Annotated in this window: 19 protein-coding genes and 1 pseudogene; 18 read left to right on the forward strand and 2 right to left on the reverse strand. The window is 39.6% G+C overall.

Annotated elements, in window-relative coordinates:
* The first annotated feature begins 3 nt into the window (after window positions 1–3).
* The 3 genes and pseudogenes from KHA95_RS16295 to KHA95_RS16305 all read left to right on the forward strand — a co-directional run bounded on the left by KHA95_RS16295 (window position 4) and on the right by KHA95_RS16305 (window position 2,939).
* Window positions 4–690 carry a hypothetical protein gene (locus KHA95_RS16295; RefSeq protein ID WP_213138619.1) on the forward strand — a complete coding sequence of 229 codons (687 nt, stop codon included), beginning with the start codon at window positions 4–6 and terminating at the stop codon, window positions 688–690.
* Window positions 691–828: 138 nt separating this feature from the next.
* Window positions 829–1,941, forward strand: a pseudogene (locus KHA95_RS16300) (vitamin B12-dependent ribonucleotide reductase); the annotation flags it as partial.
* Window positions 1,942–2,054: 113 nt separating this feature from the next.
* Entirely contained in the window at window positions 2,055–2,939 is an 885-nt protein-coding gene (locus KHA95_RS16305) for a patatin-like phospholipase family protein (protein WP_213138620.1), read from the forward strand.
* Here the strand turns inward: KHA95_RS16305 and KHA95_RS16310 are convergent.
* The gene (locus KHA95_RS16310) at window positions 2,936–3,289 is read right to left on the reverse strand and encodes an SA1362 family protein (RefSeq protein WP_213138621.1); all 354 of its coding nucleotides are present in this window, start codon (window positions 3,287–3,289) and stop codon (window positions 2,936–2,938) included. The two genes, KHA95_RS16305 and KHA95_RS16310, sit on opposite strands and share 4 nt — an antisense overlap.
* A gap of 53 nt (window positions 3,290–3,342) precedes the next feature.
* A complete protein-coding gene (locus tag KHA95_RS16315; protein WP_213138622.1) occupies window positions 3,343–4,287 on the reverse strand; it encodes a DUF1385 domain-containing protein in 945 nt (314 codons plus the stop codon).
* 134 nt (window positions 4,288–4,421) lie between these two features.
* Here KHA95_RS16315 and KHA95_RS16320 point away from each other — a divergent pair, with 134 nt between their 5' ends.
* From KHA95_RS16320 to KHA95_RS16390, 15 genes are all read left to right on the forward strand, one after another.
* A complete protein-coding gene (locus KHA95_RS16320; protein ID WP_213138623.1) occupies window positions 4,422–4,907 on the forward strand; it encodes a YqhR family membrane protein in 486 nt (161 codons plus the stop codon).
* A 76-nt stretch (window positions 4,908–4,983) separates the two neighbouring features.
* Window positions 4,984–5,430 (forward strand): type II 3-dehydroquinate dehydratase, encoded by a 447-nt coding sequence (gene aroQ / locus KHA95_RS16325; protein ID WP_213138991.1) that lies wholly within the window; start codon window positions 4,984–4,986, stop codon window positions 5,428–5,430.
* Window position 5,431: 1 nt separating this feature from the next.
* Window positions 5,432–6,493 (forward strand): M24 family metallopeptidase, encoded by a 1,062-nt coding sequence (locus tag KHA95_RS16330; protein WP_213138624.1) that lies wholly within the window; start codon window positions 5,432–5,434, stop codon window positions 6,491–6,493.
* A gap of 19 nt (window positions 6,494–6,512) precedes the next feature.
* Window positions 6,513–7,070 carry an elongation factor P gene (gene efp / locus KHA95_RS16335; protein WP_213138625.1) on the forward strand — a complete coding sequence of 186 codons (558 nt, stop codon included), beginning with the start codon at window positions 6,513–6,515 and terminating at the stop codon, window positions 7,068–7,070.
* 297 nt (window positions 7,071–7,367) lie between these two features.
* On the forward strand, window positions 7,368–8,297 hold the full coding sequence (gene spoIIIAA, locus KHA95_RS16340; RefSeq protein ID WP_213138626.1) for a stage III sporulation protein AA: 930 nt from the start codon (window positions 7,368–7,370) through the stop codon (window positions 8,295–8,297).
* Complete coding sequence (gene spoIIIAB / locus KHA95_RS16345) at window positions 8,291–8,806, forward strand: stage III sporulation protein SpoIIIAB (protein ID WP_213138627.1); 516 nt, start codon at window positions 8,291–8,293, stop codon at window positions 8,804–8,806. The genes spoIIIAA and spoIIIAB overlap by 7 nt, the downstream gene beginning before the upstream one ends.
* A 69-nt stretch (window positions 8,807–8,875) precedes the next feature.
* The gene (spoIIIAC, locus tag KHA95_RS16350) at window positions 8,876–9,079 is read left to right on the forward strand and encodes a stage III sporulation protein AC (protein ID WP_213138628.1); all 204 of its coding nucleotides are present in this window, start codon (window positions 8,876–8,878) and stop codon (window positions 9,077–9,079) included.
* Between the two features lie 21 nt (window positions 9,080–9,100).
* Window positions 9,101–9,487, forward strand: a complete 387-nt coding sequence (gene spoIIIAD, locus KHA95_RS16355; RefSeq protein ID WP_213138992.1) for a stage III sporulation protein AD — start codon at window positions 9,101–9,103, stop codon at window positions 9,485–9,487.
* 26 nt (window positions 9,488–9,513) lie between these two features.
* Entirely contained in the window at window positions 9,514–10,695 is a 1,182-nt protein-coding gene (gene spoIIIAE / locus KHA95_RS16360) for a stage III sporulation protein AE (RefSeq protein WP_213138629.1), read from the forward strand.
* Window positions 10,696–10,708: 13 nt separating this feature from the next.
* Window positions 10,709–11,341 (forward strand): stage III sporulation protein AF, encoded by a 633-nt coding sequence (gene spoIIIAF, locus KHA95_RS16365; RefSeq protein WP_213138630.1) that lies wholly within the window; start codon window positions 10,709–10,711, stop codon window positions 11,339–11,341.
* A complete protein-coding gene (gene spoIIIAG / locus KHA95_RS16370) occupies window positions 11,316–11,978 on the forward strand; it encodes a stage III sporulation protein AG (protein WP_213138631.1) in 663 nt (220 codons plus the stop codon). Before spoIIIAF ends, spoIIIAG begins: the two co-directional genes overlap by 26 nt.
* Window positions 11,979–12,512 (forward strand): SpoIIIAH-like family protein, encoded by a 534-nt coding sequence (locus KHA95_RS16375; RefSeq protein WP_213138632.1) that lies wholly within the window; start codon window positions 11,979–11,981, stop codon window positions 12,510–12,512.
* Between the two features lie 133 nt (window positions 12,513–12,645).
* Window positions 12,646–13,149, forward strand: a complete 504-nt coding sequence (accB, locus tag KHA95_RS16380) for an acetyl-CoA carboxylase biotin carboxyl carrier protein (RefSeq protein WP_213138633.1) — start codon at window positions 12,646–12,648, stop codon at window positions 13,147–13,149.
* Window positions 13,150–13,161: 12 nt separating this feature from the next.
* Window positions 13,162–14,517 (forward strand): acetyl-CoA carboxylase biotin carboxylase subunit, encoded by a 1,356-nt coding sequence (gene accC, locus KHA95_RS16385; RefSeq protein WP_213138634.1) that lies wholly within the window; start codon window positions 13,162–13,164, stop codon window positions 14,515–14,517.
* A gap of 15 nt (window positions 14,518–14,532) precedes the next feature.
* Complete coding sequence (locus KHA95_RS16390; RefSeq protein ID WP_213138635.1) at window positions 14,533–14,949, forward strand: Asp23/Gls24 family envelope stress response protein; 417 nt, start codon at window positions 14,533–14,535, stop codon at window positions 14,947–14,949.
* Window positions 14,950–14,955: the final 6 nt, after the last annotated feature.

Raw genomic sequence — 14,955 nt, forward strand, 5'->3', positions numbered from 1 at the left:
TTTATGAAATTATCTACTACGGACAAGAAGAGTTTTCTCATTGGAATGATTATGGGGGATGGGCATATTCGTAAAGGAAAGAAAGCTGTAAATTACAATATCTCATGTACTCATAATCCTAAACAGTATGATTATCTTGTATGGAAAATGGAAATTCTTAAACAGAATTTGACCAAAAATTATTGGCTGACAACCAAAGAGACAAAATTCACTGGTAAAGGATCCTATAGTGGAAATGCAGGCAAGGTATATACCATGCACGTTGGGCAACTAGGTACTCATCCTCTTGTTACCCAAGTATATAAGGAGTCTTATATATCAAATAAGAAAATTGTAACCAGACACCTACTCAATCAATTGACTCCATTAGGATTAGCTATTTGGTACATGGATGATGGAAATCTGGGGTATCGTAAAAACCCCAATGGTTCTATTAAAAGTAGAAATGTAACGCTCCATACTGAGGGTTTTGACAGTGAAAGCCAAAACAATATCATTGGCTATTTTAAAGAGATTTGGGATATTGAAGCTCGACTTCATAAGTCAAGAGATAAATACAAAGTTTGGATGAATGTTCCTAACTCTATAAAATTTTTGAAGTTGGTCGCACCATATGTCAAAATGGTGCCATGTATGCATTACAAGATAGATTTAAAATATGAGAAAAAAACCGTAGATTTGTTTAATTAGAAGGTGAAACTCGAAAGAGAATATAATCCTCCCACGAGACCGCAACACTACGAAATTGTAGTGAAAATGTATGCTGAACTTACAGGAAATCAACTGTAAGAACTAAAGGATAAAAAGCCTTTAGGATAACAAAAACTGGAACAACCACTCGCGCCATATTCAGTCTGTAACCTAGCCGCTGTCAACTTAGCAGAGATGGTCGACCGCAAAAATAAAACGGTTGATTTTGAAAAGCTAGAGCAGACAGTAAAAGTTGGCGTGAGAATGCAAGATAATGTCATCGACGCAACGCCATATTTCTTAGAAGATAATAAAAAGCAAGCACTTGGCGAACGCCGTGTTGGCCTAGGAGTCATGGGTCTAGCTGACTTATTAATCTATTGTGAAAAAGAATATGGATCACCTGAAGGCAATGAGCTTGTTGATCAAGTATTTGAAGCTATTGCAACAACTGCTTATCGTGAGTCTGTGGAGCTTGCAAAAGAAAAAGGCAGCTTCCCATTCTTAAACGGAGACTCGGAGGAAGAAACAAACAGATTGCGTGAAGCATTCATCAATACTGGATATATGAAGCAAATGCCAGAAGATGTGCGTGCAGCGATATTAGAAACGGGAATCAGAAACTCTCATTTATTGACAGTTGCTCCGACGGGAAGTACTGGAACAATGGTTGGCGTTTCAACAGGCTTAGAGCCATATTTCTCTTTCACCTACTATCGTAGCGGGCGTCTCGGTAAGTTCATTGAAGTGAAGGCAGATATTGTTGAAGATTACTTACAAGATCATCCAAATGCTGATCCGGATCAACTTCCACATTGGTTTGTGACGGCAATGTCACTTAAACCTGAAGCACATGCGGATGTACAATGTGTCATTCAGCGTTGGATTGATAGCTCGATTTCAAAAACGGTTAACGCGCCAAAAGGCTATTCCGTTGAACAAGTTGAGAAAGTGTATGAGCGTCTATACAAAGGTGGAGCAAAAGGCGGTACGGTATACGTAGATGGAAGCCGCGATTCACAAGTGCTCACATTAAAAGCCGAAGAAAATCAAATGGATGCAAGCGAACAGCTTGAATTTCAACAACCAGTCGTATTAGTCGATACGATTCAAGATGTACGCTCCACGAGTGTAACAATTGGATCGGAAGTTGGTAACACATGCCCAGTCTGCCGAAAAGGACAAGTAAAAGAAATCGGTGGCTGCAATACATGTGACAATTGTAATGCCCAATTAAAATGTGGTTTATAATAAGCAGTAAAACAAACAAGCTAGTCGTATTTTTACGACTGGCTTGTTTGTTGTTCTAATTCACTCCCACGGTGCTTACATTTAATAAGAAGCTTTGCTAAGGGAGGGAGAATATGGACATTGATGCCGTATTTTCGGGAGGAGGCGTAAGGGGCTTTGCATTAGTTGGTGCAATTGAAGTATTGGAGGAAAAAGGGTTTGTTTTTAAAGATGTTGCGGGTACGAGTGCTGGATCCATCGTAGCTGCGTTTCTTGCGTCCGGTTATCATAGCGAGGAAATTAAAGCGATGTTAAATACTCTTGGAGTAAAAGCGTTTATGGATCAAAGAAAAACACTTCTGCCTTTTGCGATTTCCAAATGGTTATTATTATTTTGGAGGATGGGATTGTATAAAGGAGAAGCATTAGAAGAATGGATTGCAAAGCAATTAGCACATAAAGGAGTCTATACTTTCGCTGATCTGCCGAAAAATAAATTACGTGTTATAGCATCTGATTTAACTAATGGGAGAATGCTTGTCTTGCCTGATGATTTGGGTGATTATGGAATTCCCAAAGAAACCTTTCCAGTTGCAAAGGCGATTCGGATGAGCTGTGGCTTGCCCTATTTTTTTGAACCAGTGAGAATGCGTTCACTTTCAGGAGTAGATATTATTGTTGATGGAGGAATACTCAGTAATTTTCCGATGTGGCTATTTCAAAAAGATAAGCTGCGGCCGAAAAGACCAGTAATCGGATTAAAACTAAGTCAAAATTTTGAGGAAGCACCGAAAATGAACATTCGGAATGGGCTCCAATTATTTGAAGCTCTTTTTCAAACGATGAAAGATGCACATGATGCTAAATATATTTCTCGAAAACATGAAAAGAATATCATTTTTATTCCTACGAGTGAAGCGTCTACTGCTGAATTTGCGCTATCAGACGAAAAAAAAGCCGCTCTCATCGAAAGCGGACGGGTGCGGGCAACGGAATTTTTGAAGACTTGGACGTATTAAAAAATCGCACGATCCTTCTTCTTGCCCTTTTTTCCTTCAATCACTGTTAAATGCGCTGCTGATCTTTTACGCAAAGGTTTTACTTTAGCTGAGCTACTTTGTTTAGAAGGGGTTTGCCTATGTTTCATTCGTTTTTTCGATTGTTTGGCAGCTTTAGCAAATGATCTGTACTCACCTGCTCCTGGTCTTCTTCCACTCAAAAATCTATACACTCCAAAAATAGCAGCTGCGACCACAATGATGAAGATTACTTGTTTCATGAGTCCGAGTGGGTTCGTAAATAATGATGAACCTAACCCAATTGCAGCAAATACTAGAATCCCAATAAAAAACCAGTTTCGTACATTCAAGAGTGCCACCTCCTCGGGAGTATTTTTCCCTAAAAGTACAGCTAATATACTAATTAGACAATTATTTCTCTATTTCCTGCTTCTTCTTTTTCTTTTTCCACTTTTAGTAATTCGTTAAACGAGGCAATTGCAACTTCTACTTGTTTATTGTCAGGTTCTTTCGTTGTAAGAAGCTGCAGCCATAGCCCTGGATAGCCGAGAAATCGAAGAACTGGGACATGGCGAAGTTTATTCGTTAATTGAAGAACTTCAAAAGAAACACCTAGTACAACTGGAATTAGAGCGAGTCTGTTTAAAATACGCACAATTAATGGGTCAGTTGGAACAAGTAAATAAATAAAAACTCCGATTACTACTGTGAACAAAATAAAGCTGCTTCCACATCGATAATGTAATCTAGAAGCTGACTGGACATTTTCCACTGTCAATTCTAAATCATTTTCATAAGCATTAATTACTTTATGCTCAGCCCCATGATATTGGAAAACGCGCTTAACCATTGGGGTTAAAGAAATAAAATAAATATAGCCAAGCAGTAGAATGAGCTTGAATAAGCCTTCAATTAATACTTGAGCCACATCTCCAGGAAAGATAGGCTTTGTAAGAGCTGCTAAAAAGACAGGCACAAGTGTAAAAATAAATTTAGAAAATAGAAAGGAAAGGACACCGATTGCAGCAACACTTAAAATTAATGTTGTTTTCGACATTTTTTCGCTTTCAATTTTTTTATCATCTTCCGGATCGACATCGTATCGATCGGTTGAAAAGGTTAAATGTTGTGAGCCTGTTGCACTTGCTTCAATTATTGCAACGATCCCACGAATGAAAGGGATCTTTTTTAAAGCTTGCAACGCCGGTCTTTGTTTACGTGGCATATGAAAATATTCGATTGAATCATCTTTTCTTCGGATCGCCGTTACCATATGATGCTTGCCACCGAACATTACTCCTTCAACGACCGCTTGCCCTCCATACGTTCCTTTTTGTGAATGTTTCATTATAGCACCAACTTCATTGATTGTAATTTTTAGTTATTCTAAGTGTACTAAAGAAATGAAAAATTCACCAGTGCTAATAATTTTGTGAGGAAAATTTCGGTTGCTTGGACAAACTATGATTGGAGGTGGGTACGATGGAAAGAAAATCAACGATCGATGCATATCAAATATCACTTACACATTTAACGATTTTGACGGGTTTTATCGCAGGAGTTTTCGGAACGGGATTTCATTATCTCGCTCATTATTTTCATTTAACATCCATTCATCCTACCGTTGTTTTTGCCGCTCTAAGCGGGAAATGGAAGGTAACATGGATTGGTTTTGTCGTTGCACTTTTAATATACGGTATTTTATCGATTGTGGCGGCCGCACTTTATTATGTTCTTTTACGGAAGCGTAATTCAATCGTATGGGGCATGATGTATGGAGTGGTGACATTCATTCTTGTTTTTTTTGTGTTTTATCCGATCCTCCTTGGAGGAGAGCCGATTTGGAAAAAAGACTTTATCACATTTTGTACAGAAATTTGCTTTTATTTACTGTATGGAACGTTTATTGGCTATTCGATCTCGTATGAATATGAAGAACAGCTTCATATAAAGGAATTTAGCGATTAGTTTAATTAATGTTAGGATTGGCATGCACGTTTATGGTAGAATATTCATGGCGAATATCCTATTGTAAGGTGTGGAAATAATGAAAATTCTTTTATTAAATGGCCCTAATTTAAACATGCTTGGTAAACGTGAACCAGGAATTTACGGGACACAAACATTGCAGCAATTGGAAGAAAAATTAATCGAAATTGGCAACATGGATGGAATTGAGATCAATTGTAAGCAATCTAATTATGAAGGTACATTGATTGATGACATTCATGGAGCGATGGACAATGGTTATAGTGGGATCCTCATTAATCCCGGTGCTTTAACCCATTATAGTATTGCTTTACGGGATGCAATCGCAGCCATCGATTTACCAGTTATTGAAATACATATATCTAATATTCATGCACGTGAAGAATTTAGAAAAAATTCTGTGACTGCACCTGTTGTCATCGGGCAAATTGCCGGATTTGGTTTTTACGGATACGAACTTGGTTTACTTGCAATGAAGGACTATTTGCGAGGGAGAGGATAGGATGAAGAAACTAGATAAGCTTCGTAAACAATTCGATCACTATCAAATTGACGGTTTGTTAATTTCAAGCACATACAATCGCCGCTATGTGACGAATTTTACAGGAACGGCTGGGGTAGCTCTTATCAGTGCTGATAAAGCGATGTTTATTACCGATTTCCGTTATACGGAGCAGGCTGAAAAACAGGCTAAAGACTTTCATATTGTCCAGCATTCAGGATCACTTATTAAAGAAGTAGCAGAAAAAGTGAAAGAATTAGGAATTCGTAAGCTAGGGTTCGAACAGGATCATATGCCATATGCGATCTGGCATGAGTACAAAGAAGCCGTTGATGCCGAGCTTGTGCCCGTTTCAAATTGCATTGAAAACATGCGGTTAATTAAAACAAATGATGAAATCGGTGTGATTAAAGAAGCGGCAGATATTGCCGATGCTGCTTTTAAACATATCACGGAATTTATTAAACCAGGGTTAACCGAATTAGACGTTGCCAATGAGCTTGAATTTTTCATGAGAAAATGCGGTGCAACGTCATCATCCTTTGATATTATTGTGGCTTCTGGTGTACGATCTGCTTTGCCGCATGGAGTTGCAACCGACAAAATCATTGAACTAGGCGATATGATTACGCTCGATTTTGGAGCGCTCCATAAAGGATATGTTTCTGATATTACACGAACGGTTGCGGTTGGGGAGCCATCTGCACAGTTAAAAGAAGTATATGATGTCGTACTGGAGGCACAGCTGCATGCAATGGAGCAAATTAAGCCCGGAATGACGGGGATTGAAGCAGATGCGCTAGCACGCGATATTATTGCTGCAAAAGGCTTTGGTAAGCAGTTTGGGCATTCGCTCGGTCATGGAATCGGTCTTGAAGTCCATGAAGGCCCTGGCTTGTCCTTTCGCTCTAAAGTGAAGCTTGAAAAAGGAATGGTCGTAACGGTCGAACCGGGAATTTATTTACCGGGAATCGGCGGAGTAAGAATTGAAGATGATATCGTCATAACGGAAACGGGTAATGAAACATTGACGCATTCAACGAAGAATTTGCTTATTTTATAATGAACGAGGAGGAAACAGAATGATTTCAGTAAATGATTTTCGCACAGGATTAACAATTGAGGTAGATGGCGGCATTTGGCGGGTAATGGATTTCCAACATGTTAAGCCGGGAAAAGGGGCTGCGTTTGTTCGTTCTAAATTAAGAAACTTACGTAATGGCGCGATCCAAGAAAAAACATTCCGAGCTGGTGAAAAGGTTGGAAGAGCGCAAATTGATAATCGAACAATGCAATATTTGTATGCGAGCGGTGATATGCACGTATTTATGGACAACACATCATATGAGCAAATCGAATTGCCAGCATCACAAATCGAATATGAATTGAAGTTTTTAAAAGAAAACATGGAAGTTCATATTATGATGTATCAAGGAGAAACATTAGGTGTTGAGCTTCCTGTTAACGTTGAACTAGAGGTGGTTGAAACGGAACCAGGAATTAAGGGTGACACAGCTTCAGGCGGACATAAACCAGCTAAAATGGAAACAGGTCTAACTGTCAACGTACCGTTTTTTGTGAACGTTGGAGACAAGCTCGTCATTAATACGTCAGAGGGTTCATACGTTTCAAGAGCATAATTATTTAAAAGTATAATACATGAATAAAAGAAATAAGGGTGTTTAAAAAGTCAATTTCTCTGGCTTTTTGAACACCCTTATTTCTTTTTTTCTATAATTGCGCAACTTCGGGGTGGAATTGCGCGCCTTTTTGATTAATTGCGTATTTTTTTGATTAATTGCGCCAGTTCAAGGCTTAATTGCGCAACTTCAAAAAAGACTCGACTAGGCACGGCTTTGTTCCTTAAAAAATTTTTCATATATTAAGCTTGGCCGAATACATATGAAGTAGTGGGAGCTGTGGAAAGGAGGAGTGAGATGGAGACGGTACTGCCATTTTTAGCTAGGCAAATAAAGGAGTTACTCGTTTGCCTGCCTCTGCACGTACAGGAGGAAATCGAAGAAATTAGATTAAGAGTTAGCCGCCCTGTGGAAATTTGTGCAGGCGGACAGCCTCATTTTCTTCCCTATGTTTTCACAAAAAGTGATGCGGACCAGTTCATTAGTAAATTAGGAAATCATTCTTTTTATACTTTGGATGAGGAATTGCAAAAAGGATATATAACGATTGCTGGCGGTCATCGCATCGGCTTAGCTGGAAAAGTAATTTTGGAAAATGGATCTGTGAAAGCAATTAGGCATGTTGCCTCATTTAATATTCGCATCGCTCGGGAAAAAATCGGAATTGCTAAAAGTTATCTTCCCTTTTTATATGAACATGGATGGAAAAATACAATCATTATTGGTCCACCGCAAACGGGAAAAACAACATTATTAAGAGATATTGCAAGGCTTGCTTCGATGGGGATGGATGATCGAAACATTCCAGCTGTAAAAGTAGGAATCGTTGATGAGCGTTCAGAAATCGCCGGCTGTGTTCATGGTACTCCTCAATTGCAATTTGGACCACGTGTGGATGTGCTTGATGCTTGTCCGAAAGCAGAAGGGATGATGATGTTAATCCGCTCGATGAGTCCCGAGCTATTAATCGTCGATGAGATTGGTCGACCAGAAGATAGCGAGGCGATTTTAGAAGCGGTTAATGCTGGCATTCGTTTAGTGATGACGACGCATGGGCGTGATTTTCAAGAAATAAAGAAACGTCCGATTTTGCAACCAATCATTGAACAACAAGTGTTTGAGCGCGTCATACAATTATCAGGTGAAAACAAACGTGGCAAGATGAGCGCTGTCATGGATGGGAGCGGATTTCCGCTTCATAAAAAGGGTGGGCTCGTCATATGCTGAAAATTATCGGTGCGATTTTCATTGTTTGTGCAACGACATGGGCTGGTTTTGGTTTTTCAAAACGTTTAAGCGACCGAACAAAGCAGCTCAGGCACTTTAGAAGCTCCCTACAAACATTAGAGGCAGAAATTATGTACAGCCATGCACCATTGGGAGAGGCGGCCCGAAGGATTGCAGCACAGCTGTCAGAACCGATTTCTCTTCAATATCAATCATTTTCAGAAAAGTTAACAGAGGCAAATGCGACCGTTTCATCTGCTTGGGAACAGAGTTTACGTGAATTATGGCCCAAGACGGCTTTGCAAAAAAGTGAATACGAAATTCTTCAACAATTTGGAGAGAACCTCGGTAAGCATGATCGGATGACCGAGCAAAAGCAAATCATGCTCACATTATCCCATCTTGAACGAGAAGAAGAAAATGCACGTGATAAACAAAAAAACTATGAAAAAATGGCCAAAAGCCTGGGGCTATTAACAGGAATTCTTTTCATCATATTGCTTATGTAGTGGATGGCGAGAGTGCAATGAGGCGATCAGTGGTCGACTTATGCTTTTTGGATGAATGGGGGAAAAGTGATGGGGATTGATGTAGATGTCATATTTAAAATAGCGGGAGTCGGAATTGTTGTTGCTTTTCTCCATACAATTCTTGATCAAGTAGGGAAAAAAGAATATGCGCAATGGGTAACTCTTTTCGGATTTATTTACATTTTATTTTTAGTTGTAACGATCGTTGACGGTCTCTTTCAAAAAATAAGATCGGTCTTTTTATTCCAGTGATGGGAGGGATCCGTGATCGCGATTTTACAAATAGCCGGGATCGCTTTAATCACAACGTTTCTCGCCTTAGCAATTAAAGAACAGAAGCCTAATTTTGCGTTCTTACTCGTCTTGTTTGTTGGCAGCGGTATTTTCATTTTCTTACTCGATCAAATCCAATTGATCATTCGCTTAATTGAACAATTAGCATCAAGTGCGAATGTCAATGTAATGTACGTGAAAACGATTCTAAAAATCATCGGAATCGCCTATATCGCTGAATTTGCTGCACATATTAGCAAGGATGCAGGTCTAGGAGCGATGGCGGCAAAAGTGGAGTTAGCTGGAAAAATATTAATTTTAGCATTAGCTGTACCAATATTAACTGCAATGATCGAAACCATCATCCAAATGATGCCCGTAAGATAATGCACTGTTTGATCGGAGTGGACGTTATGCCTAAAAGAATCATATTGCTTGTTTGTTTTTTTCTTTTTTTTCATGTTGGAAATGTACAAGCTATCGAGGGTGAAAATAGTGAAGACAGTAGTTCGTCGTTGTTAGATAAGCAATTGGATCAACTTGGGCTTGAAGAATTAACGGAGCATTGGGAAGCGATCGTCTCGGAATATGGGAGCTACTTACCAGAAAGTCAAAGGGGGACATTGTTAGATTTTATTAAGGGAGATCAAGCTTTTTCATTGAATGGTTTATTTAGGGGAATGATTGCCTTTGCTTTTCAAGAAATTGCGATTAATGCAAAATTGCTTGGCTCGCTTATGCTCTTAACGATTTTTAGTGCCTTTTTACAATCATTGCAAACATCGTTTGAAAATGGAGCAGTAAGTAAGGTTGCTTACTCGATTATTTTTATCGTGTTAATCATTGTCGCGTTAAATAGTTTTAGGGTAGCGGCTGATTATGCGATTGGAGCCATCGATACGATGAGTCAATTTATACTCGCGCTTATTCCGCTCGTCTTAGCATTAATTGCTTCTTCAGGCGGGTTGGCTTCATCCGCATTTTTTCATCCAATCTTATTATTTCTTATCCATACGAGTGGAATCGTCATTAAAAATGTCGTTCTCCCATTATTATTTCTTTCAACATTGCTTAATATTACGAGTTCACTAAGCAGTCAATTTAAAGTCACACAGCTGTCAGGATTGCTGCAAAAAGCGAGCATTGGTGTTCTCGGTGTTTTTGTTACTGTTTTGCTTGGTGTCCTCTCCGTGCGCGGAGCCGCCGCAGCCGTGGCAGATGGGGTTGCGATTAAGACAGCCAAATTTGTTGCCGGTAATTTTGTACCTGTTGTTGGTCGGATGTTTACGGATGCTGCAGACACAGTGATCGCCGCTTCTTTGCTACTGAAAAATACGGTTGGGATTGCTGGTGCTGCCATCGTTTTACTTATTGCCGCTTTTCCTGCGATTAAAATTTTAGTGATTTCGTTTATTTATAAATTAGCATCAGCACTCCTGCAACCACTAGGAAATGGACCCGTCATCGAATGCTTACACCAAGTAAGCAAAACGATGCTTTATATATTCGCTGCTCTTGCGATTGTATCTTTCATGTTTTTTCTTAGTTTAACGCTATTGATCGCCTCGAGTAACATAACGATGATGGTTCGATAAGGGGGGAGCTTGAATGAATGCAATTAGTGAGTGGGTCTTTACCATTATTATCTTTTTACTGCTCGCGATGGTCATTGATATGCTGCTTCCTAATTCTGCAATGAAAAAATATACAAAGCTTGTCACTGGACTCGTCCTAATTGCAATTATCATTACCCCGCTATTCAAACTTATGTCGACCGACTTTGAAACACTGTTGCGCAATATCTCTATCGAGGCGGAGCAACAATTTCAACATGAGGAAAGTTTGTTAGAAAATAAAAAAAGAGAAATACAAGCTAGTTTGGATGCATATACATTAGAGCAAATGGCTGTCCTAATGAAAGCGGATGTGGAAAAGGAGTTGATGGAAAGATTTGGATTAATCATAACGAACATCGATATAAAAGCGGAAGATCGAGAAATTATTACGACTGAACAACTGAAAAAGGTGAAAGTAACCGTAGAGCGGGGAGAAGGAGGAACGAGAGAAATTGTACCCGTTCATATTCAAATTAATGGACAGGCAAAAGAAGAAAAGCTAGAAGATTTTACGGAAATCATCGACGTCTTATCAACTAATTGGGAAATCCCTATTTCGATTATAGAAATTGTCGCGAAGGGAGGGGCTGATGTAACGAATGAGCAAGCAAAACGGGCCTCTTGACTGGCTAAAACAAAAATTAGATTCGATGCCTCCCGGGAATAAAAATGGAAAAAACTATTATTTGCTTATCTTGCTTCTAGCGGGTGTCCTCTTTATGTTAATCGGAAGTATATGGAAAAATGATACGGCGGATCAGCAAGCAACAGTAGTATCGGCCGATCAAAATACAGTGAGTGAGGAAGTAGAGACGTTTGCAAAGAAAGATTCTAATAAAAATGATGAAATGAAACAATTAGAGGATCAATATGAAAATCAGCTAAAGGAAGCACTCGAAGGGATTGTTGGTGTTTCTCACGTGTCGGTTGTCGTCCATGTCGGATCGACCGAACAAAAGGTGTTTGAGAAAAATACCATTTTACGAAATCAAACGACGAGTGAAGAAGATAAAGAAGGCGGAACTCGCCAAATTGAAGATCAATCACAAGAGGAAGAGCTCGTCCTCATCAATGAAGGCGAAAAAGACACTCCAGTCGTTAAGGAGATTAGAAAACCAGAAATTAAGGGCGTACTCATTGTTGCTGGTGGTGCAGAAAACATCCAAGTGAAAAAATGGATTATTGAGGCTGTTACACGCTTGCTTGATGTTCCGAGTCATAAAGTTGCCGTCATTCCTAAAAAATCAAAGGGGGATTCTTAAATGCTATTGAAGAAACAAACCGTCTGGCTATTAACGATGTTAAGTCTCGTTGTTGTATTATCGGTTTATTATGTTACATCTGACCCAGGGACGACTGATTTAGCCGCAGTTGGTAAGAAAGATGCGAAAGAGGAAGAAGCGGCGGCAGATGATAAAGACATGAAAGTCATTACGGAGGCAGCTGGCGATGAGGCATTTGAAACAATGCGGCTTGAGCTTCAAGATAAGCGAAGCAAGGAACGCACTGATCTAACAATGCAAGTTGCTTCACCCGAACTAACTGCTGAAGAGAAAAATAAGCTGTATGAACAAATGGAGGACTTAGCTGAGTATGAAACAAAAGAAAGTACAATCGAGAGCTTAATTAAATCACTCGGATATAGCGATGCATTAGTTAGAGCGGATGAAGGTCAGGTGAAAGTGACCGTGAAAAAGACAGAACATACACGTGAGGATGCAGCAAAAATATTAAGTATTGTTCGCGAAGAATTTGGAACGCAAACGGTCGCAACCGTTGTGTTTCAGCCAAATTAAATGATTTGAAAAATGACGGATGTGCCAAGTGCATCCGTCATTTTTATTAATATTACCCTTCAGCATTGAATTATGAACCTGTTTTATAATATGATGTTAGCATCTACTCATAATTTTTGAAGGAGTGTCAAATATGTTAAAAATTCAGGAAATACGTGAAATCATAAAATTAATTGATCAATCTGATATCGAAGAATTTAAGTATGAGCATGAAGGAGCAAAAATTGTCTTAAAGAAAAACGTCCATGCTCCTGTACAGCAAGTCACTTCAGCACCAATCGCTGCACAGCCGACATTTGTTCAGCAAGCTCCTGTTCAACCGGTAAGCGCACCAGAAGTAGCCGCACCAGCTGCACAACCAGCCGCAGCAGAACAAAGTGGGGTGGATAATGCCAACTTACATACAATCACCTCTCCGATGGTTGGAACTTTTTATCAATCCTCTTCACCTGATAGCCCTCCATATGTAAGTTCAGGTTCAGAAGTGAAAGCAGACACGGTCGTTTGTATCGTTGAAGCGATGAAACTATTCAATGAAATCGAAGCGGAAGTGGAAGGCGAGATCGTTGAAGTTCTTGCTAAAGATGGTCAGCTTGTTGAGTATGGCCAACCATTATTCCTCGTAAAGCCTAGATAAGGAGTAGAAGAGATGATAAAAAAACTATTAATCGCTAATAGGGGAGAAATCGCCGTTAGAATTATTCGAGCATGTAAAGAAATGGATATTGAATCGGTTGCCGTTTATTCGGAGGCTGATAAAGAAGCGTTGCACGTCCAGCTTGCTGATGAAGCTTATTGTATTGGACCAAAAGCATCAAAGGATAGCTATTTAAATACAGCAAATGTCATTAGTGTTGCGAAATTAACTGGCTGTGATGCGATTCATCCGGGATATGGATTTTTAGCTGAAAATGCTGATTTTGCTGAGCTATGCCGCGACTGTAATATTGTTTTTGTTGGACCAAGTCCAGAGGCAATATCTAAAATGGGAACGAAGGATGTTGCAAGAGAAACGATGCAAATGGCAGGAGTACCAATCGTTCCTGGCTCACATGGCATCATTCAAGATATTGATGAAGCAGTTGAGCTTGCAGACGAAATTGGTTATCCTGTAATTATAAAAGCAACAGCAGGCGGCGGTGGCAAAGGAATCCGCGTAGCTAGAAACGAAGAAGAGCTAGCAAAAGGAATTACAATTACACAACAGGAAGCATTGACAGCTTTCGGTAATCCAGGTGTATACATTGAGAAATACATTGAAGATTTCCGCCACGTTGAAATTCAAATTATGGCTGATGGTCATGGGAATGTCATACATCTTGGAGAAAGAGATTGTTCGATTCAAAGAAGGCTGCAAAAACTGATCGAAGAAACACCCTCACCAGCGATTGATTCAGAGATGCGAGAAATCATGGGTGCGGCGGCAGTAAAAGCAGCAAAAGCAGTTAATTATACTGGGGCAGGTACGATTGAATTCATTTACGATTACCGCAATCGTGAATTTTATTTCATGGAAATGAATACGAGGATTCAGGTAGAGCATCCGGTCACAGAGATGGTGACAGGAATCGATTTAATCAAAGAAATGATTCATGTTGCTTCAGGCAATACATTGTCTGTCACTCAAGAAGAGGTACAATTTAACGGTTGGTCAATTGAATGCCGAATCAATGCTGAGAATCCGGAAAAAAACTTCATGCCTTCCGCAGGAAAAATCGAAATGTATTTACCGCCAGGTGGCTTTGGAGTAAGAGTAGATTCAGGGGCTTATCCTGGTTACACGATTCCACCATACTATGATTCGATGATCGCTAAAGTCATTTCATACGGAGCGACGAGGGAAGAAGCGATTGCAAGAATGAAACGGGCCTTGGAAGAGTTTATTATCGAAGGGGTTAAAACGACGATTCCATTCCATTTGAATTTACTCGAACATGAGGCGTTTATTTCTAAAGAGTTTAATACGAAGTTTTTAGAGAACTATGATGTAATGAATCAAAAATAAGCGGAGGTGCGGAAAATGGAAGAAAACGTAAATATGTTGGAGATGACAGTAGAAGAAGGGCATCACCATGGGAAAATTGAAATAGCACCTGAAGTCATTGAAGTCATTGCGGGTATTGCCGCTTCTGAAGTTGAAGGTGTAGCACAAATGCGCGGCAATTTCGCAACAGGGGTTGTTGAACGCCTTGGAAAGAAAAACCATGGAAAAGGGATTCGAGTTGAACTTTCCGATGAAGGAATTAAAGTAGATGTTTACTGCCTTATGAATTTCGGCGTTTCCATTCCGAACGTTGCTCAAAAAGTTCAAGATAATATTCGGCAAACATTGTATAATATGACTGCATTAGAAGCTGAAGAAGTGAATGTTCATATCGTTGGCGTTGCATTTGAACATCAGCGTCAAGATGAAGCCGATGAATTTGAAGAACAATAAAACAAA

Source organism: Bacillus sp. FJAT-50079, assembly GCF_018343515.1.
GTDB lineage: Bacteria > Bacillota > Bacilli > Bacillales > Bacillaceae_C > Lederbergia.

Excerpts from the sequence above, each read along its gene's own strand:
- KHA95_RS16330 (WP_213138624.1), top strand. The coding sequence starts at position 5,432 with ATGAAGAAACTAGATAAGCTTCGTAAACAATTCGATCACTATCAAATT.
- spoIIIAE (WP_213138629.1), top strand. The coding sequence starts at position 9,514 with ATGCCTAAAAGAATCATATTGCTTGTTTGTTTTTTTCTTTTTTTTCAT.
- spoIIIAF (WP_213138630.1), top strand. The coding sequence starts at position 10,709 with ATGAATGCAATTAGTGAGTGGGTCTTTACCATTATTATCTTTTTACTG.
- KHA95_RS16375 (WP_213138632.1), top strand. The coding sequence starts at position 11,979 with ATGCTATTGAAGAAACAAACCGTCTGGCTATTAACGATGTTAAGTCTC.
- spoIIIAB (WP_213138627.1), top strand. The coding sequence starts at position 8,291 with ATGCTGAAAATTATCGGTGCGATTTTCATTGTTTGTGCAACGACATGG.
- KHA95_RS16305 (WP_213138620.1), top strand. The coding sequence starts at position 2,055 with ATGGACATTGATGCCGTATTTTCGGGAGGAGGCGTAAGGGGCTTTGCA.
- efp (WP_213138625.1), top strand. The coding sequence starts at position 6,513 with ATGATTTCAGTAAATGATTTTCGCACAGGATTAACAATTGAGGTAGAT.
- KHA95_RS16390 (WP_213138635.1), top strand. The coding sequence starts at position 14,533 with ATGGAAGAAAACGTAAATATGTTGGAGATGACAGTAGAAGAAGGGCAT.
- KHA95_RS16320 (WP_213138623.1), top strand. The coding sequence starts at position 4,422 with ATGGAAAGAAAATCAACGATCGATGCATATCAAATATCACTTACACAT.
- accC (WP_213138634.1), top strand. The coding sequence starts at position 13,162 with ATGATAAAAAAACTATTAATCGCTAATAGGGGAGAAATCGCCGTTAGA.
- spoIIIAC (WP_213138628.1), top strand. The coding sequence starts at position 8,876 with ATGGGGATTGATGTAGATGTCATATTTAAAATAGCGGGAGTCGGAATT.
- KHA95_RS16315 (WP_213138622.1), bottom strand. The coding sequence starts at position 4,287 with ATGAAACATTCACAAAAAGGAACGTATGGAGGGCAAGCGGTCGTTGAA.
- KHA95_RS16295 (WP_213138619.1), top strand. The coding sequence starts at position 4 with ATGAAATTATCTACTACGGACAAGAAGAGTTTTCTCATTGGAATGATT.
- accB (WP_213138633.1), top strand. The coding sequence starts at position 12,646 with ATGTTAAAAATTCAGGAAATACGTGAAATCATAAAATTAATTGATCAA.
- spoIIIAG (WP_213138631.1), top strand. The coding sequence starts at position 11,316 with ATGAGCAAGCAAAACGGGCCTCTTGACTGGCTAAAACAAAAATTAGAT.
- spoIIIAA (WP_213138626.1), top strand. The coding sequence starts at position 7,368 with ATGGAGACGGTACTGCCATTTTTAGCTAGGCAAATAAAGGAGTTACTC.